General features: G+C 67.2%; 13 protein-coding genes. 7 read left to right on the top strand and 6 right to left on the bottom strand.

Annotated features, from left to right (window positions below; translation table 11 throughout):
* Positions 1 to 2: 2 nt before the first annotated feature.
* From rnhB to ACR65J_RS12100, 7 genes are all read left to right on the top strand, one after another.
* The gene (gene rnhB, locus ACR65J_RS12130; RefSeq protein WP_440169139.1) at positions 3 to 788 is read left to right on the top strand and encodes a ribonuclease HII; all 786 of its coding nucleotides are present in this window, start codon (positions 3 to 5) and stop codon (positions 786 to 788) included.
* A gap of 49 nt (positions 789 to 837) precedes the next feature.
* A complete protein-coding gene (locus ACR65J_RS12125) occupies positions 838 to 1,164 on the top strand; it encodes a DUF2469 domain-containing protein (RefSeq protein WP_056335405.1) in 327 nt (108 codons plus the stop codon).
* Between the two features lie 109 nt (positions 1,165 to 1,273).
* Positions 1,274 to 1,630 carry a YraN family protein gene (locus tag ACR65J_RS12120; protein ID WP_440169136.1) on the top strand — a complete coding sequence of 119 codons (357 nt, stop codon included), beginning with the start codon at positions 1,274 to 1,276 and terminating at the stop codon, positions 1,628 to 1,630.
* Positions 1,630 to 3,174 (top strand): YifB family Mg chelatase-like AAA ATPase, encoded by a 1,545-nt coding sequence (locus ACR65J_RS12115; RefSeq protein ID WP_440169134.1) that lies wholly within the window; start codon positions 1,630 to 1,632, stop codon positions 3,172 to 3,174. Before ACR65J_RS12120 ends, ACR65J_RS12115 begins: the two co-directional genes overlap by 1 nt.
* Before the next feature lie 74 nt (positions 3,175 to 3,248).
* On the top strand, positions 3,249 to 4,427 hold the full coding sequence (dprA, locus tag ACR65J_RS12110; RefSeq protein ID WP_440169584.1) for a DNA-processing protein DprA: 1,179 nt from the start codon (positions 3,249 to 3,251) through the stop codon (positions 4,425 to 4,427).
* Between the two features lie 46 nt (positions 4,428 to 4,473).
* Positions 4,474 to 5,400: a tyrosine recombinase XerC gene (locus ACR65J_RS12105; RefSeq protein WP_440169131.1), complete on the top strand. Its 927-nt coding sequence runs from the start codon at positions 4,474 to 4,476 to the stop codon at positions 5,398 to 5,400.
* 240 nt (positions 5,401 to 5,640) lie between these two features.
* Positions 5,641 to 6,144: a DUF3145 domain-containing protein gene (locus ACR65J_RS12100; protein WP_440169128.1), complete on the top strand. Its 504-nt coding sequence runs from the start codon at positions 5,641 to 5,643 to the stop codon at positions 6,142 to 6,144.
* 119 nt (positions 6,145 to 6,263) lie between these two features.
* Here the strand turns inward: ACR65J_RS12100 and fabF are convergent, their stop codons facing one another.
* The 6 genes from fabF to aceE all read right to left on the bottom strand — a co-directional run.
* The gene (gene fabF, locus ACR65J_RS12095) at positions 6,264 to 7,499 is read right to left on the bottom strand and encodes a beta-ketoacyl-ACP synthase II (protein ID WP_440169126.1); all 1,236 of its coding nucleotides are present in this window, start codon (positions 7,497 to 7,499) and stop codon (positions 6,264 to 6,266) included.
* Positions 7,500 to 7,674: 175 nt separating this feature from the next.
* Complete coding sequence (locus tag ACR65J_RS12090; RefSeq protein ID WP_009359314.1) at positions 7,675 to 7,920, bottom strand: acyl carrier protein; 246 nt, start codon at positions 7,918 to 7,920, stop codon at positions 7,675 to 7,677.
* Between the two features lie 77 nt (positions 7,921 to 7,997).
* Positions 7,998 to 9,059 (bottom strand): beta-ketoacyl-ACP synthase III, encoded by a 1,062-nt coding sequence (locus ACR65J_RS12085; protein ID WP_440169123.1) that lies wholly within the window; start codon positions 9,057 to 9,059, stop codon positions 7,998 to 8,000.
* A complete protein-coding gene (locus tag ACR65J_RS12080) occupies positions 9,056 to 9,985 on the bottom strand; it encodes an ACP S-malonyltransferase (protein WP_440169119.1) in 930 nt (309 codons plus the stop codon). Before ACR65J_RS12080 ends, ACR65J_RS12085 begins: the two co-directional genes overlap by 4 nt.
* 88 nt (positions 9,986 to 10,073) lie before the next feature.
* Positions 10,074 to 11,318: a PucR family transcriptional regulator gene (locus ACR65J_RS12075; RefSeq protein ID WP_440169116.1), complete on the bottom strand. Its 1,245-nt coding sequence runs from the start codon at positions 11,316 to 11,318 to the stop codon at positions 10,074 to 10,076.
* Between the two features lie 188 nt (positions 11,319 to 11,506).
* Positions 11,507 to 13,835 (bottom strand): pyruvate dehydrogenase (acetyl-transferring), homodimeric type (gene aceE, locus ACR65J_RS12070; RefSeq protein ID WP_440169113.1); only part of this gene is annotated, 2,329 nt, incomplete at its 5' end.

Below are 13,835 nucleotides of genomic sequence, written 5' to 3'. Positions count from 1 at the left end.
CCATGTCCTCCGCACTGCAGGCTTCCCCGGCCGCCACAGCCCGTCCCGCCGTCAAGCCTGCTGCGCGCGGAGCCAAGGCACCGACGCTGCGGCATGAGCGTACCTTCAAGGCCCAGGGGATACGGTTCCTGGCCGGCGTCGATGAGGTGGGCCGCGGCGCGCTGGCCGGACCCGTAAGCGTAGGAATCGCCGTCGTGGACCTGGAGCGGCAGAAGCCGCTGGCAGGCGTACGGGACAGCAAACTCCTGAGCCCTGCCGAGCGGGAACGGCTGGATCCACTGGTGCGGCGCTGGAGCGTGGCATCCGCGGTAGGACACGCCACTGCAGGCGAAATCGATTCGGTCGGCATCATTGCTGCCCTGCGGCTGGCCGGAACACGGGCCTGGGGCAGCATCCTCGCGGCAGGCGTTCTTCCGGAAGCCGTCCTGCTGGATGGAAGCCACAACTGGCTTTCCCCGGCGGAGCAGCTGTCCCTGTTCGACCAGCCCGTACTGGAGGCTGCGTGCGAGGCCCCGGTCCACACCAAGGTCAAGGCCGACATGCAGTGCCTCAGCGTCGCCGCCGCAAGCGTCATCGCCAAAGTGGAGCGGGACCGGATGATGCGCGAACTGCACACCGAGTATCCGGACTACGGCTGGGACATCAACAAGGGGTACGCCACCGCGGCCCATCGTGACGTGCTCCGCGCTGCCGGGCCCACCCCCTACCACCGGGTCAGCTGGCGCCTGCTCGGCGGGGAACTGCAGGGCACAGCGGTTCCCGATCGGGACGGGCTGGTCGAAGACTGACTCCGGCCGCCCGGCGCCAGCCGTGCCGGACATGGTGCAAGATGGAAGCATGAGTGCTGAGGATCTTGAGAACTATGAAACCGACATGGAGCTTCAGCTCTACCGTGAATACCGCGACGTCGTCGGCCTGTTCAGCTACGTTGTCGAGACCGAGCGGCGCTTCTACCTGGCCAACCACGTGGACCTCCAGGCCCGCAGCGCCGACGGCGAGGTCTACTTCGACCTGACCCTCCAGGACGCCTGGGTCTGGGATGTTTACCGTTCCGCCCGCTTCGTCAAGAGCGTCCGGGTCCTGACTTTCAAGGACGTCAACGTCGAGGAGCTGCCGCGCAACGAGGAGCTGGCATTGCCCAAGGACGTGGACCTGGGGAACTAGGAACCCCGGAAAGCCCCACTTCCCCTCCACACCGGCCCCTGTCCACATAGGACAGGGGCCTTCTGTTGCTCCGCCTGCCTCCGCCGCCAGGCTGGTTGCGGAGGTAGAAATGAAATCGAAAGACGTGTTGGGCAGGCGCGGCGAAGACCTCGCCGCGGGCTATCTTGAAGCGCTGGGCATGCTGGTGGTGGAGCGCAACTGGAGGTGCGCGGAAGGCGAGATCGACATCGTTGCCCTGGACGGTGATGCGCTGGTCATCGCTGAAGTCAAAACCCGCCGCTCCCTGGATTACGGCCACCCGTTTGAGGCGGTGGGCCCGGAAAAACTGGCGCGGCTGCACCGGTTGGGCGCCGCGTGGTGCCGCGACCGCGAGCTGCGGATGCCGCTGCGCCGCGTGGATGTGGTCGCCGTCGTGGACGACGGCGGCGGGGAACCCCTGGTGGAACACCTCAAGGGGGTGGGGTGATGGCACTGGGCCGGACGTACTCTGTCGCCCTCGTCGGGCTGAACGGCTACATGGTTGAGGTCGAGGCCGACATCGGCCAGACGCTCCCGGCTTTCATCATCCTCGGGCTGCCGGATGCTTCCCTCAATGAAGCAAAGGAGCGGATCCGCTCAGCGGCAAAGAACTCCGGGATCCCGCTCAGCCGCCGGAAGATCACTGCCAACCTCATTCCCGCCTCGCTGCCCAAGCGCGGCTCCGGCTTCGATCTCGCCGTCACCATGGCCGCACTCCGGGCCGCGAACGACATCAAACCCACGGGGCGCACCGTCTTCATCGCGGAGCTGGGGCTTGACGGCAGGCTTCGGCCCGTGCGGGGAATCCTGCCTGCCGTCATGGCGTCCGTGCAGGCCGGCTACCCTGAGGTGGTGGTGGCCCAGGCCAATCTCGCCGAGGCCTCCCTCGTCCCCGGCGCCACCGTGCGTGGATACCGCACGCTTGCCAGGCTGGCCCTCGACTTCGGGGCGGATCCGCAGGAACTCGCCCTGGACTTCGAACCTGACGGCGCGGATGAATCCGGCGAGTGTTCCGCCCTTCCCGGCCCGTGTCCTGACATGGCAGATGTCTCCGGCCAGGGCGACGCCCGCAGGGCCCTCGAGGTGGCCGCCGCGGGCGCCCACCATCTGCTGCTCACCGGGCCGCCGGGAGCCGGCAAGACCATGCTGGCCGAACGCCTGCCCGGTCTCTTGCCCGACCTTGGCGACCACGAGTCCATGGAGGTCACGGCGATCCATTCGCTGTGTGGGCTGCCGTCGTCCACTGTGCAGCTCCTGCGCCGGCCGCCCTTTGAAAACCCGCACCACTCAGCCACAGCCGCCGCCATCATCGGCGGCGGTTCCGGCCTGCCCAGGCCGGGAGCGGCCTCCCGCGCCCACCGGGGCGTGCTCTTCCTTGACGAGGCGCCGGAATACGAACGCCGCGTCCTGGACGCGCTGCGCCAGCCACTGGAGAGCGGGGAACTCGTGATACACCGCTCGGCCGGGACTGCAGCCTACCCGGCCCGCTTTCAGCTGGTGCTTGCAGCCAACCCCTGCCCGTGCGGCAAAGCCTCCGGCAAAGGACTTGACTGCACCTGCACTCCGATGATGCGCCGCCGGTACCTCGCCAGGATGTCAGGCCCCCTGCTGGACCGGGTGGACATCCAGTTGCAGGTGGAGCGGGTTTCCCTGGCTGACTTCGGCCAGGCCGGGGCCGAAGAGGACACTGCTTCCGTGGCGGACCGGGTGCGGGACGCGCGCGCCCGGCAGGAGGATCGCCTTCAGTGCTTCGGCCTTGAGACGAACTCGCAGGTGCCGGGACGCATCCTGCGCGGTGAGTTGAGGCTCGCGCCGGCCGCCACCCGGATCCTGGACCAGTCCCTGGAACGCGGCATCCTGACCGCCCGCGGGTACGACCGCGTCCTTCGGCTGGCTTGGACCCTGGCGGACCTGGGGTGCCGGGACACGCCGGACACCAACGACATTGGACAGGCATTGGGCCTGCGGCAGGCTGCGGCGGCAGCGGCATGACAAACCTCCAGGAACGCAACGAACCAAAGGAACTGCTGGTGGAGAAGGAGCGGGTCGTGGACAAGGCGCGGGGCATGAATCCGGAACGGCTGGCGCGGGCTGCCCTCTCACGGCTGATGGAACCACAGGACGCGGCCGGCCTTGCCCTCGTCCAGATTGCAGGGGCGACCGACGCCCTGCGCATCGCCACCGGCCAGGTGGCGGCCGGGCCGGACCTGGAGCGGGGCATCGCCGCGCTGCTGGCCGACAGTGGGGCTGCGGGAGGCTGGGCGGGACTGTCCGCCGCCCTGAAGCGCTGGCAGCCCCGGATCCCGGACCTCGCGCCCGAACGCGACCTTGCCACCATGGCCCGGCTCGGCGGCCGCCTGATCATTCCCGGCGACGACCTGTGGCCGGCACAGCTCGCGGACCTGGGCATCCAAGAGCCTATTTGCCTTTGGTGGCGGGGACAGGAGCAGCCGCTGCCCGCGGTGGAGAAGTGCATCGCCCTGGTGGGGTCCCGGGACAGCACCAGCTACGGAGCCGCGGTAACGGGAGACTTCGCCTACTCGCTGGCACAGCGGGGCTTCACGGTTGTCTCCGGCGGGGCCTACGGTATCGACGCCCATGCTCACCGGGCAGCCCTGGCGGGCGCATCCACGGCTGTCCCCACCATCGCCGTCATGGCCGGGGGAGTGGACAGGTTCTATCCTTCAGGCAATGAGGACCTGCTGCGCGCCGTGGCCAACCAGGGAGCCGTCCTGGCAGAGGTGCCACCGGGCTCAGCCCCAACCCGCTACCGCTTCCTGCAGCGGAACCGCCTGATTGCTGCCCTCTCCGCGGTGACAGTGGTGGTGGAGGCGCGCTGGCGTTCGGGGGCACTCAATACGGCCCACCACGCTGAGACGCTGGGCCGAGCGGTGGGTGCCGTTCCCGGATCGGTCCACAGCGCCAACTCTGCCGGCTGCCATCGTCTTCTCCGGGACGGAGGAGCGGTCTGCGTTACCGATGCGGCGGAGGTGGCTGAACTGGCCTCGCCCAGCGGAACGGCACTGCCTGACCAACGGGCCACTGAAGCGGCGGTCCAGGACGGCCTGACCCTGGAGGACTTGATCCTGCTGGACGCACTGCCGCTTCGCTCCACCACCTCCGTGGAAAAGCTCTCCGCCGTGGCTGGCCTGGGACAGGAATCAGTGCGGGCGGGACTTGGCAGGCTCGGGTTGCTGGGGCTGGCCGTGTCCGAGCGGGGAGGGTGGAAACGCGGCAAAGGTTGACCGTGTCCGCGAGCGGTACAGGCCAGGCAACTGGGAAAGTAGAGGAGTGGAACATGAAGAACTGCCCGCGGAACTTGGCAAGGCATTGGACGCGTTCGCCGGCTACCTGTCGGGGGAGCGCGCCGTCTCGGCCCACACCAGGAGGGCCTATCTGGGCGACCTGCTCAGCCTCCTGGGCCACGCGGCATCGGAAGGCGTGGCAGGACTGAAGGACCTGGAACTGGGAACCTTCCGCCGGTGGCTGGGACGCCAAAGCTCCGAAGGCGCCTCGCGGGCAACCCTTGCCCGCCGGTCCGCCACAGCGAGGGTGTTCACGGCCTGGGCCCTCCGTGAAGAGCTCATCGACACTGATCCCGCCCTTCGCCTGAGGGCACCCAAACGCGAAGGATCCCTGCCCGGGGTGCTTCAGGCGGCGCAGCTCACGCGCCTACTGGACGGCCTGGAAACGTCGGCCACCGAAGGCGAGCCGCTGGCCGTGCGGAACCGCGCCATCGTGGAACTTCTGTACGCCACAGGCGTCCGGGTAGGCGAACTGGCCGGGCTCGACGTCGACGACCTGGACCCCGACCGCCGCACGCTGCAGGTAATCGGCAAGGGCAACAAGGAACGCACAGTCCCGTTCGGAGTACCCGCCGCCGTCGCCGTCGACGACTGGCTCCGGCGCGGGCGCCCGGCCCTGGCCAAGGACCACAGCGGACCCGCTCTCTTTCTCGGAGTCCGCGGCCGGCGCATTGACCAGCGCCAGGTCCGTGCCCTGGTCAACACGCTGTTCGAGGCACTGGGTGACACCTCCGCGTCCGGGCCCCACGCCCTGCGGCACTCGGCCGCCACCCATCTGCTCGATGGGGGCGCGGACCTGCGAGCAGTGCAGGAGATACTGGGCCACAGCAGCCTGGCAACCACCCAGATCTACACCCACGTCTCGGTCGACCGCCTTCGGAAGAGCTATCAGCAGGCACATCCAAGAGCCTGACCGGTGTGGCAAATCGCACTGGCGTAATTCCACGGGGTACGGCACAATAAGAGTCACGTCCGGCAACTTTCAAGTGTCGCTTGAAGCTCGCTGAGCTTTGCGCGGCGCGGCAAGTCCGGACGCAGCTACATGTGATACATCTGAATACACGCAGGGAACCACCGCCGCACAGCAGGGCACGGCAGTTCCATCCAGGCAGAGGTCGTTGGGGAAGACGTACCTAGAGCTATGGAGGATGGAATGTCTGTTGCAATGACCCGCGGTGTGCTGTTCGTTCACTCGGCCCCTACGGCGCTGTGCCCCCACGTTGAGTGGGCGGTCGGCGCTGTGGTGGACAAGCGGACGGATCTTGAGTGGACCCCGCAGCCTGCCGCGCCCGGCATGTTCCGGGCCGAGCTGTCCTGGGCCGGGGCCCCCGGCACAGGAGCCAAACTCGCGTCCTGCCTCCGCGGCTGGGCGCATCTCCGCTATGAGGTAACGGAGGAACCCAGCCAGGGCGTGGACGGCGGCCGCTGGTCGCACACCCCCGAACTGGGAATTTTCCATGCCGTGACGGACGTCCACGGCAACATCATGGTCTCCGAGGACCGGATCCGTTACGCCTACGAGTCCGGCGCGGGTGACCCCGCTGCCGTGTACCACGAACTGTCGCTCGCCCTCGGAGAAGCCTGGGACGAGGAACTTGAGCCCTTCCGCCATGCTGCCGAAGGCGCCCCGGTGCGCTGGCTCCACCAGGTGGGCTGACCGCCGTCGTCCGTCCCCGCGGTGACCTGACTACTGCAACACTTCCATAGCACAAAGGGAGGCCCCGCCAGTTGGCGGGGCCTCCCTTTGGCTTCCGGGGCGCTTTCCCCGGCAAGGCCTTAGACGCTGCGGATGGCCACGACGGCGTTGTGGCCGCCGAAACCGAACGAGTTGCTCAGCGCTACGATGTTGCCGGCCGGCAGGTCACGGGCGGAGGTGACAACGTCGAGCGGGATTTCCGGGTCCTGATTCTCAAGGTTGATGGTGACCGGCGCCTTGCGCTCGTGGACGGCCAGCACGGTGAGGACAGCTTCCACTGCGCCGGACGCACCCAGGAGGTGGCCCATCTGCGACTTGGTTGCGGAGACGGCCACGTTGTCCACATGACTGCCCAGGGCAGCACGCAGGGCCGTGTACTCCGGCTTGTCGCCCACAGGAGTGGAGGTGGCGTGCGCATTGACATGCACCACGTCTTCAGCCTGGATGCGCCCATCGAACATGGCAGCCTTCAGTGCACGGGTGGCGCCGAGGCCTTCGGGGTCGGGAGCGGTGATGTGATAGGCATCGGCCGTGACGGACGTGCCGGCGAGCTCGGCGTAGATGCGGGCGCCGCGGGCCAGGGCGTGCTCCTCGGCTTCGAGGACCAGGGCACCGGCGCCTTCACCCATGACAAAGCCATCACGTCCGGTGTCGTACGGGCGGGAGGCCCCTTGGGGGTCGTCGTTCCGGCGGGACAGTGCCTGCATGGAGGCGAAGGCTGCCAGCGGCATGGGGTGGATGGCCGCTTCGGCCCCACCGCACATCACCACGTCAGCCTTGCCGGACCGGATGAGTTCCAAGCCCAGGTGCATGGCTTCCGTGCCGGAGGCGCAGGCCGAAACGGGGGTGTGGGCGCCGGCGCGGGCACCGAGGTCCAGGCTGACGGCCGCGGCCACACCGTTGGGCATGAGCATGGGAACAGTCATGGGCAGGACCCGGCGGGGGCCCTTTTCCTTCAGGGTGTCCCAGGCATCCAGCAGCGTCCACACACCACCGATGCCGGTGGCGAAGGCCACGGCCAGGCGGTCCTGGTCAACTTCGGTGATGCCGGAATCGGCCCAGGCCTCGCGGGCAGCGATGACGCCGAACTGGGTGGATGGGTCCATCCGCTTGGCTTCAACACGGCTGAGGACGTCCAGGGCGGGCGTGCTGCAGCGGGCGGCGAAGTGGACCGGGAGCTCGTACTTGGCTACCCAGTCGTCCTCCAGGGTGCGGGCACCGGAGACCCCTTTGAGGGCGTTGTTCCACATCGTGGGTACATCGCCGCCGATGGGCGTGGTGGCACCCAGACCGGTAATGACTACTTTGCGTGTCATGGGATCACTCTTTCGTCGGTGGGGAGTCCGCCTGCGCCAGTCGCAGGGTCCCGCACATATTGATGATCGGCCAGTCCCGGTCGGGGTCCTGTGCCGGATAAAAGCGGCGGGCTGCCGGTCCGGTCAGTCCGGACCGGCAGCCCTGCCAAGCCGTGAGGCGGGGGGAAGCCTCTTACTAGGCCTGTGCTCCGGCGATGAAGCTGACAGCGTCGCCAACGGTCTTGAGGTTCTTGACCTCTTCGTCCGGGATGCGCACACCGAACTTCTCCTCGGCATTGACCACGATGGTCATCATGGAGATGGAGTCGATGTCCAGGTCCTCGGTGAAGGACTTGTCCAGCTCGACGGCCTCTGGGGCCAGGCCGGTTTCTTCGTTGACGATTTCAGCCAAGCCGGCCAGGATCTCTTCGTTGCTAGCCATTGGTGGCTCCTTTTCTTGTATTGCCGGCAGGGGCTGCCGGAAACGGTCCGGGCCGCGGTTGCGACCCTTGGGCGTATCTAGGGAAGGACAACTACCTGTGCGCCGAAGACCAGTCCGGCACCGAAACCGATCTGCAGGGCCAGCCCGCCGCTCAGTCCGGGGTTCTCCTGCAGGAGCCGGTGGGTTGCGAGCGGGATGGAAGCAGCGGACGTGTTGCCGGCCTCGGCAATGTCCCGTGCCACTGTAACCGTCTCGGGCAGCTTCAGCTTCTTCACCATCTCGTCGATGATGCGCATGTTGGCCTGGTGCGGGATGAAGGCAACCAGGTCTTCAGCCTGGATACCGGCGGCATCGAGTGCCTGCTGGGCCACCTTCGCCATTTCCCACACTGCCCAGCGGAACACCGTCTGGCCGTCCTGGCGGAGGGTGGGGTACAGCTCCTGTGCTTCTTCGAGCAGCGCAAGGTCGCCAGTGGAGTCCGACTGCCGGGCGGCGAGGCCCAGGTCACGGACGTCAAGCATGGAGCGGGTCATGCCGATGGCATCCCACCTGCTGCCATCCGAGCCCCAGACGGACGGGGCGATGCCCGGCGTGTCGGAAGGGCCAACGATGACGGCGCCGGCGCCGTCACCAAGGAGGAAGGAAATGGTGCGCTCCCGGTTGTCGATGACGTCGGAGAGCTTCTCCGCACCGACCACGAGGACATACTTTGCCGTGCCGGACCGGACCAGGGCGTCGGCCTGGGCAATGCCGTAGCAGTAGCCGGCGCACGCGGCGGAGATATCGAAGGCAGGTGCCGGCGTGGCGCCGATGCGGTCGGCCAGGCTGGCCGCGGCGGAAGGAGTGGCATAGGGGTGGGTCACGGTGGAAACTATGACGGCACCGAGTTCCGAGGCTTCAATGCCCGCCTTCGCCATGGCTTCCCGGGCAGCGCCCTCGGCCATATCGATCACGCTGACGTCTGCTGCAGCCCGGTGGCGGGTCACGATGCCCGTGCGCTGGCGGATCCATTCGTCGGAGGAATCGATCCACTGGCAGACGTCTTCGTTGGTGACAATGACGTCCGGACGGTATGCACCGAGGCCGAGGATGCGGGTGTGCTCCTGGATGGGAGCCTGTTTCAGCGTGGGAACGCTCATGCGTTGCCCTCCAGTTCTGCGAAGAGCGCCAGTGCGGCGGACAGGTCATCGGGGGTTTTGACAGCAACGGTTTTGACACCAGGCATGCCGCGCTTGGCCAGGCCGGCCAGCGTGCCGGCAGGTGCGAGTTCGATCACGCCGGTAACGCCCCGCTTCACCATCGTTTCCATGCACAGGTCCCAGCGGACCGGGCGGGACACCTGGGCGATCAGGCTTGCGACGGCGGCACCGCCGTCGGTGACTTCGCCGCCGTCGAAATTCGACAGAAGCGGGACCTTGGGGGCGACCGGGTTCAACTGCGGCTCCAGCGCCTTCAGTGCGTCGACGGCGGGCGACATGTGGCTGGTGTGGAACGCGCCGGCCACCTTGAGCGGGATGACCCGGGCCTTGGCGGGCGGATTGTCCGCAAGGGCCTTCAGCTGCTCGAAGGTTCCTGCGGCGACCGTCTGGCCGGCCCCGTTGACGTTGGCGGGGGCAGCGCCGGCGGCTTCAATGGCGGCCAGCACCTCGGCGGGGTCACCGCCGACGACGGCGCTCATGCCGGTGGGGGTGACAGCCGCCGCGGCAGCCATGCTGTTGGCCCGCTCGCGGACGAACGTCATAGCTTCCTCTTCGGTCAGCACCCCGGCCAGGGCTGCAGCAGTGATCTCACCCACCGAATGGCCGGCAAGGAGCACCGGGAGGGAGTTAAGCTCGACATCGAAGAGGGAGGCCGCGGTGACAAGCCCGGCAGCAACGATCAGGGGCTGCGCCACGGCAGTGTCCTTGATGGTTTCCTCATCAGAGGTGGTGCCATGGGCTATCAGGTCGATGCCTGCGATGTCACTCAGGGAGGCCAGCTGGCCTGCCACCGAGGGAAGTTCCAGCCAGGGGGCAAGAAAACCCGGGGTCTGTGAGCCCTGTCCAGGGCAGACTATTGCAAGCACGTAACCAGCTTTCCAAATTACTGTGTGATCCAGCGGTGTTTCTCCGCACCAAGCTCACGGGGTCAGGTTGTAGGAAGTCTACAATGCCTCACGCCTGGTTCCGGGACGCCTGGCGCTCCGTGGCGGCCTTAGGCGGGGCTGAAAGACGGCCCACCACCAGCGCAGCCTGCAGCACGAATGCCTCACGCGGCAGCAGCGGGTCCCACCCTGTGACGTCACAGACCCGCTTCAACCGGTAACGCACCGTGTTGGCGTGGACGAAGAGTTCCCGGGCCGTGGCCTCCAGCGAGTGGCCCAGCTCCAGGTACGTTCCCAGGGTTTCCACCAGGCCGTTGGAGGCAGCCAGGAGCGGCCGGTAGATGTTCTTCACGAGTGAGCGCCGCGCTGCGTCATCTCCGGAAATCACCCGCTCCGGCAGCAGGTCGTCCGCGGCCACAGGGCGCGGTGCCGATGGCCACGCCCTGGCTGCCGTCAATCCCGCGAACGCGGACTGGGCAGAGCTACTGGCTTCCAGCAGCGAACTGGCCTCGGGTCCATAGACCACAGGCCCGGGGGCGAACATGTCACTCAACTTCACGTAGGCCGTTTCACGGTCTTGAACCCCGCCAAGGATGAGGATCAGCCGGTCGCCCTGGATGCCCACCAGCGCATCCTCGGCGTAACGCCCGGCCATCCGCCGCAGTTCGCTGACATAGCTGGCGCTCGGCTCAGACGGCGAATTGCCGACCATCACCGTGAAGCGCTCCTGCGCCTTCCAGCCCAGCGCCGCAATCCTGGACCGCAGGGCGTCCGTGTTTTCGCCGCGAAGGATCGCATCCACAATCAGCGCCTCGAGGCGGGTGTCCCAGGAGCCGCGGGACTCCGCGGCGCGGGCGTAGACGTCGGCGGCGGCGAAAGCGACTTCCCGTGAATACCGCAGCACAGCCTCCCGCAGGGAGGGCTGGTCCGCCTCGGGTGCTATGACCGGAACCTGGTCCTCCACCACCTCCACCACGATCCTGATCAGCTGCAACGCCTTCTGGAGGCTGATGGAACGCGTCAGCTCCGTAGGGGCCGTCCCAAAAACGTCGGTGAGGATCCAGGAAGGCGAACTGGGCCGCTCGTACCAGGTGACGAACGCCGCGATGCCGTTTTGCGCCACCATCCCCAGCGCCGAGCGCTCGTCAGCGCTGAGCCGGCTGTACCAGGGCAGCGACTGCTCGAGCTTGCGCATGGTGGTGGTGGAGAGCTGGCCTACGTTGGCGCGGAGCTGCTTGAGGGTCTCGGACTTCTCCGGCGTGACCTTCGGCGGGGATGGTTTCCGCTTCGGGGACTGGCTGGCTGGTGCTGGCATTCTTTGAGCATACGGCCACCGCCGCGCAAGCTCCATTTGTGCGAAGGCTACAACCCGCATTGCCCTGCGTCACAGCGGCCGGTGCGTCCCGGCGAGCTTCACCGGGGACAGCACGACGGCGGCCCTCACCTTGTGGGGTGAGGGCCGCCGTCGTCCAGCGCTGCTGGTTCCACTGTCCAACCGGAAGGCTAGGCTTCGCCTCCGGCGTTGCCGGTGGTGCCGGCGTTGACGTTGAGCAGCTTGTACTTCTCAATCGCCTTCACCGGGGCGTCAACATCCACCTCACCGCGGCGCGCCAGCATTTCAAGGGTACGGACCACGATGGAGTGGGTGTCGTTCTTGAAGAAGCGGCGGGCTGCTGCGCGGGTGTCGGAGAAGCCGAAGCCGTCGGCGCCGAGGGTGGCGAATTCGTTGGGGACGAATTGCCGGATCTGGTCCGGGACGGCCTTCATGTAGTCGGAGACGGCGACGATGGGGCCGGTGGCTCCTTCGAGTTGCTGGGTCACGAACGGGACGCGGGCGGGCTGGCCGGGGTTGAGGAAGGCTTCCTCTTCGGCGGCCAGGCCGTCGCGGCGCAGTTCGTTCCAGGAGGTCACGGACCAGACGTCAGCGGAGACGTTCCAGTCATCGGCCAGCACGCGCTGGGCTTCGATGGCCCAAGGCACGGAGACGCCGGAGGCGAGGATCTGGGTGCGGGGACCGTCGATCTTTGCCGGGGCGACCAGGTAGATGCCCTTGATGACGCCTTCGACGTCGAGGTTCTCGGGTTCTGCGGGCTGGATGATCGGTTCGTTGTACACGGTGAGGTAGTACATGACGTTCTTATCCGTCGAATCTGCACCGTACATCCGTTCCAGGCCTGAGCGGACGATGTGTCCGATTTCGTAGCCGTAGGCGGGGTCGTAGGTGAGGACGGCCGGGTTGGTGGAGGCCAGCAGGGGTGAGTGTCCGTCGGCGTGCTGGAGGCCCTCGCCGGTGAGGGTGGTCCGTCCTGCGGTGGCGCCGATGATGAACCCGCGGGTCATCTGGTCCCCGGCGGCCCAGAACGCGTCGCCGGTGCGCTGGAAGCCGAACATGGAGTAGAACACGTAGACCGGGACCAGGGGGACGCCGTGGGTGGCGTAGGAGGTTCCGGCGGCGGTGAATGCTGCCACGGCGCCGGCTTCGTTGATGCCCGGGTGGATCAGCTGCCCGGCGGGGGATTCCTTGTAGGCCAGGACCAGGTCCCGGTCCACCGACAGGTAGTTCTGGCCCTTGGGGTTGTAGATCTTCGCCGTCGGGAAGAACGCATCCATACCAAAGGTGCGGGCTTCGTCCGGAATGATCGGGGCAATGTGCTTGCCGAAGCTCTTGTCCCGCATCAGGTCCTTCAGGAGCCTGACGAACGCCATGGTGGTTGCCGCCTGCTGCTTGCCCGAACCGCGCTTGGCCACCTCGTAGGACTTGGCCTCCGGCAGCACGATCTCCGCGTGGGTGTCGCGGCGCTCCGGGACGGATCCGCCCAGGGCCGCCCGGCGCTCCATCATGTATTTGATTTCCGGGGCGTCGTTACCGGGGTGGTAGTACGGCGGCCGGTAGGAGTCCTTCTCCAGCTGCTCGTCGGTGACCGGGATCCGCAGGTGGTCGCGGAACTTCTTCAGGTCATCGAGGGTGAGCTTCTTCATCTGGTGGGTCGCGTTGCGGCCCTCGAAGTGCGGGCCCAGGCCGTAGCCTTTGACGGTGTGGGCGAGGATGACGGTGGGTTTGCCCTTGAATTCGGTGGCGGCCTTGTAGGCGGCGTAGACCTTGCGGTAGTCGTGGCCGCCGCGCTTGAGGTTCCAGATCTGGTCATCGGTGAGGTCCGCGACGAGGTCCTTGGTCTGCGGGGTCTTGCCGAAGAAGTGTTCGCGGACGAACCCGCCGGACTCGGCCTTGTAGGTCTGGTAGTCCCCGTCAACGGTTTCGTTCATGATCTTCACCAGGGACCCGTCGGTGTCGCGGGTGAGCAGGTCATCCCATTCCCGGCCCCAGACGACCTTGATCACGTTCCAGCCCGCGCCGCGGAAGAACGCTTCGAGTTCCTGCATGATCTTGCCGTTGCCGCGCACCGGCCCGTCCAGGCGCTGGAGGTTGCAGTTGATCACGAAGTTCAGGTTGTCCAGGTTCTCGTTCGCTGCCAGCTGCAGCAGGCCGCGGGATTCGGGCTCGTCCATTTCGCCGTCGCCCAGGAACGCCCAGACCTGCTGGTCGGAGGTGTCTTTCAGGCCCCGGTTGTGCAGGTAGCGGTTGTTCTGGGCCTGGTAGATCGCGTTCATCGGTCCGATGCCCATGGACACGGTGGGGAATTCCCAGAACTTCGGCATCAGGCGCGGGTGCGGGTAGGAGGACAGGGCGTGGCCTTCGCGGGACTTTTCCTGCCGGAACCCGTCCAGGTCCTCCTCGGAGAGGCGGCCTTCCATGAACGCCCGGGCGTACATGCCGGGGGAGGCGTGGCCCTGGAAGAAGACCTGGTCCCCGCCGCCGGCGTGGTCCTTGCCG

The organism is Arthrobacter sp. SAFR-044 (genome assembly GCF_059414985.1).
This window is presented reverse-complemented; position numbering and strand designations above follow the sequence as displayed.

Coding starts and splice junctions, on each gene's coding strand:
- rnhB (WP_440169139.1), top strand. CDS start 3: ATGTCCTCCGCACTGCAGGCTTCCCCGGCCGCCACAGCCCGTCCCGCC.
- ACR65J_RS12125 (WP_056335405.1), top strand. CDS start 838: ATGAGTGCTGAGGATCTTGAGAACTATGAAACCGACATGGAGCTTCAG.
- ACR65J_RS12120 (WP_440169136.1), top strand. CDS start 1,274: ATGAAATCGAAAGACGTGTTGGGCAGGCGCGGCGAAGACCTCGCCGCG.
- ACR65J_RS12115 (WP_440169134.1), top strand. CDS start 1,630: ATGGCACTGGGCCGGACGTACTCTGTCGCCCTCGTCGGGCTGAACGGC.
- dprA (WP_440169584.1), top strand. CDS start 3,249: ATGAATCCGGAACGGCTGGCGCGGGCTGCCCTCTCACGGCTGATGGAA.
- ACR65J_RS12100 (WP_440169128.1), top strand. CDS start 5,641: ATGTCTGTTGCAATGACCCGCGGTGTGCTGTTCGTTCACTCGGCCCCT.
- fabF (WP_440169126.1), bottom strand. CDS start 7,499: ATGACACGCAAAGTAGTCATTACCGGTCTGGGTGCCACCACGCCCATC.
- ACR65J_RS12090 (WP_009359314.1), bottom strand. CDS start 7,920: ATGGCTAGCAACGAAGAGATCCTGGCCGGCTTGGCTGAAATCGTCAAC.
- ACR65J_RS12085 (WP_440169123.1), bottom strand. CDS start 9,059: ATGAGCGTTCCCACGCTGAAACAGGCTCCCATCCAGGAGCACACCCGC.
- ACR65J_RS12075 (WP_440169116.1), bottom strand. CDS start 11,318: ATGCCAGCACCAGCCAGCCAGTCCCCGAAGCGGAAACCATCCCCGCCG.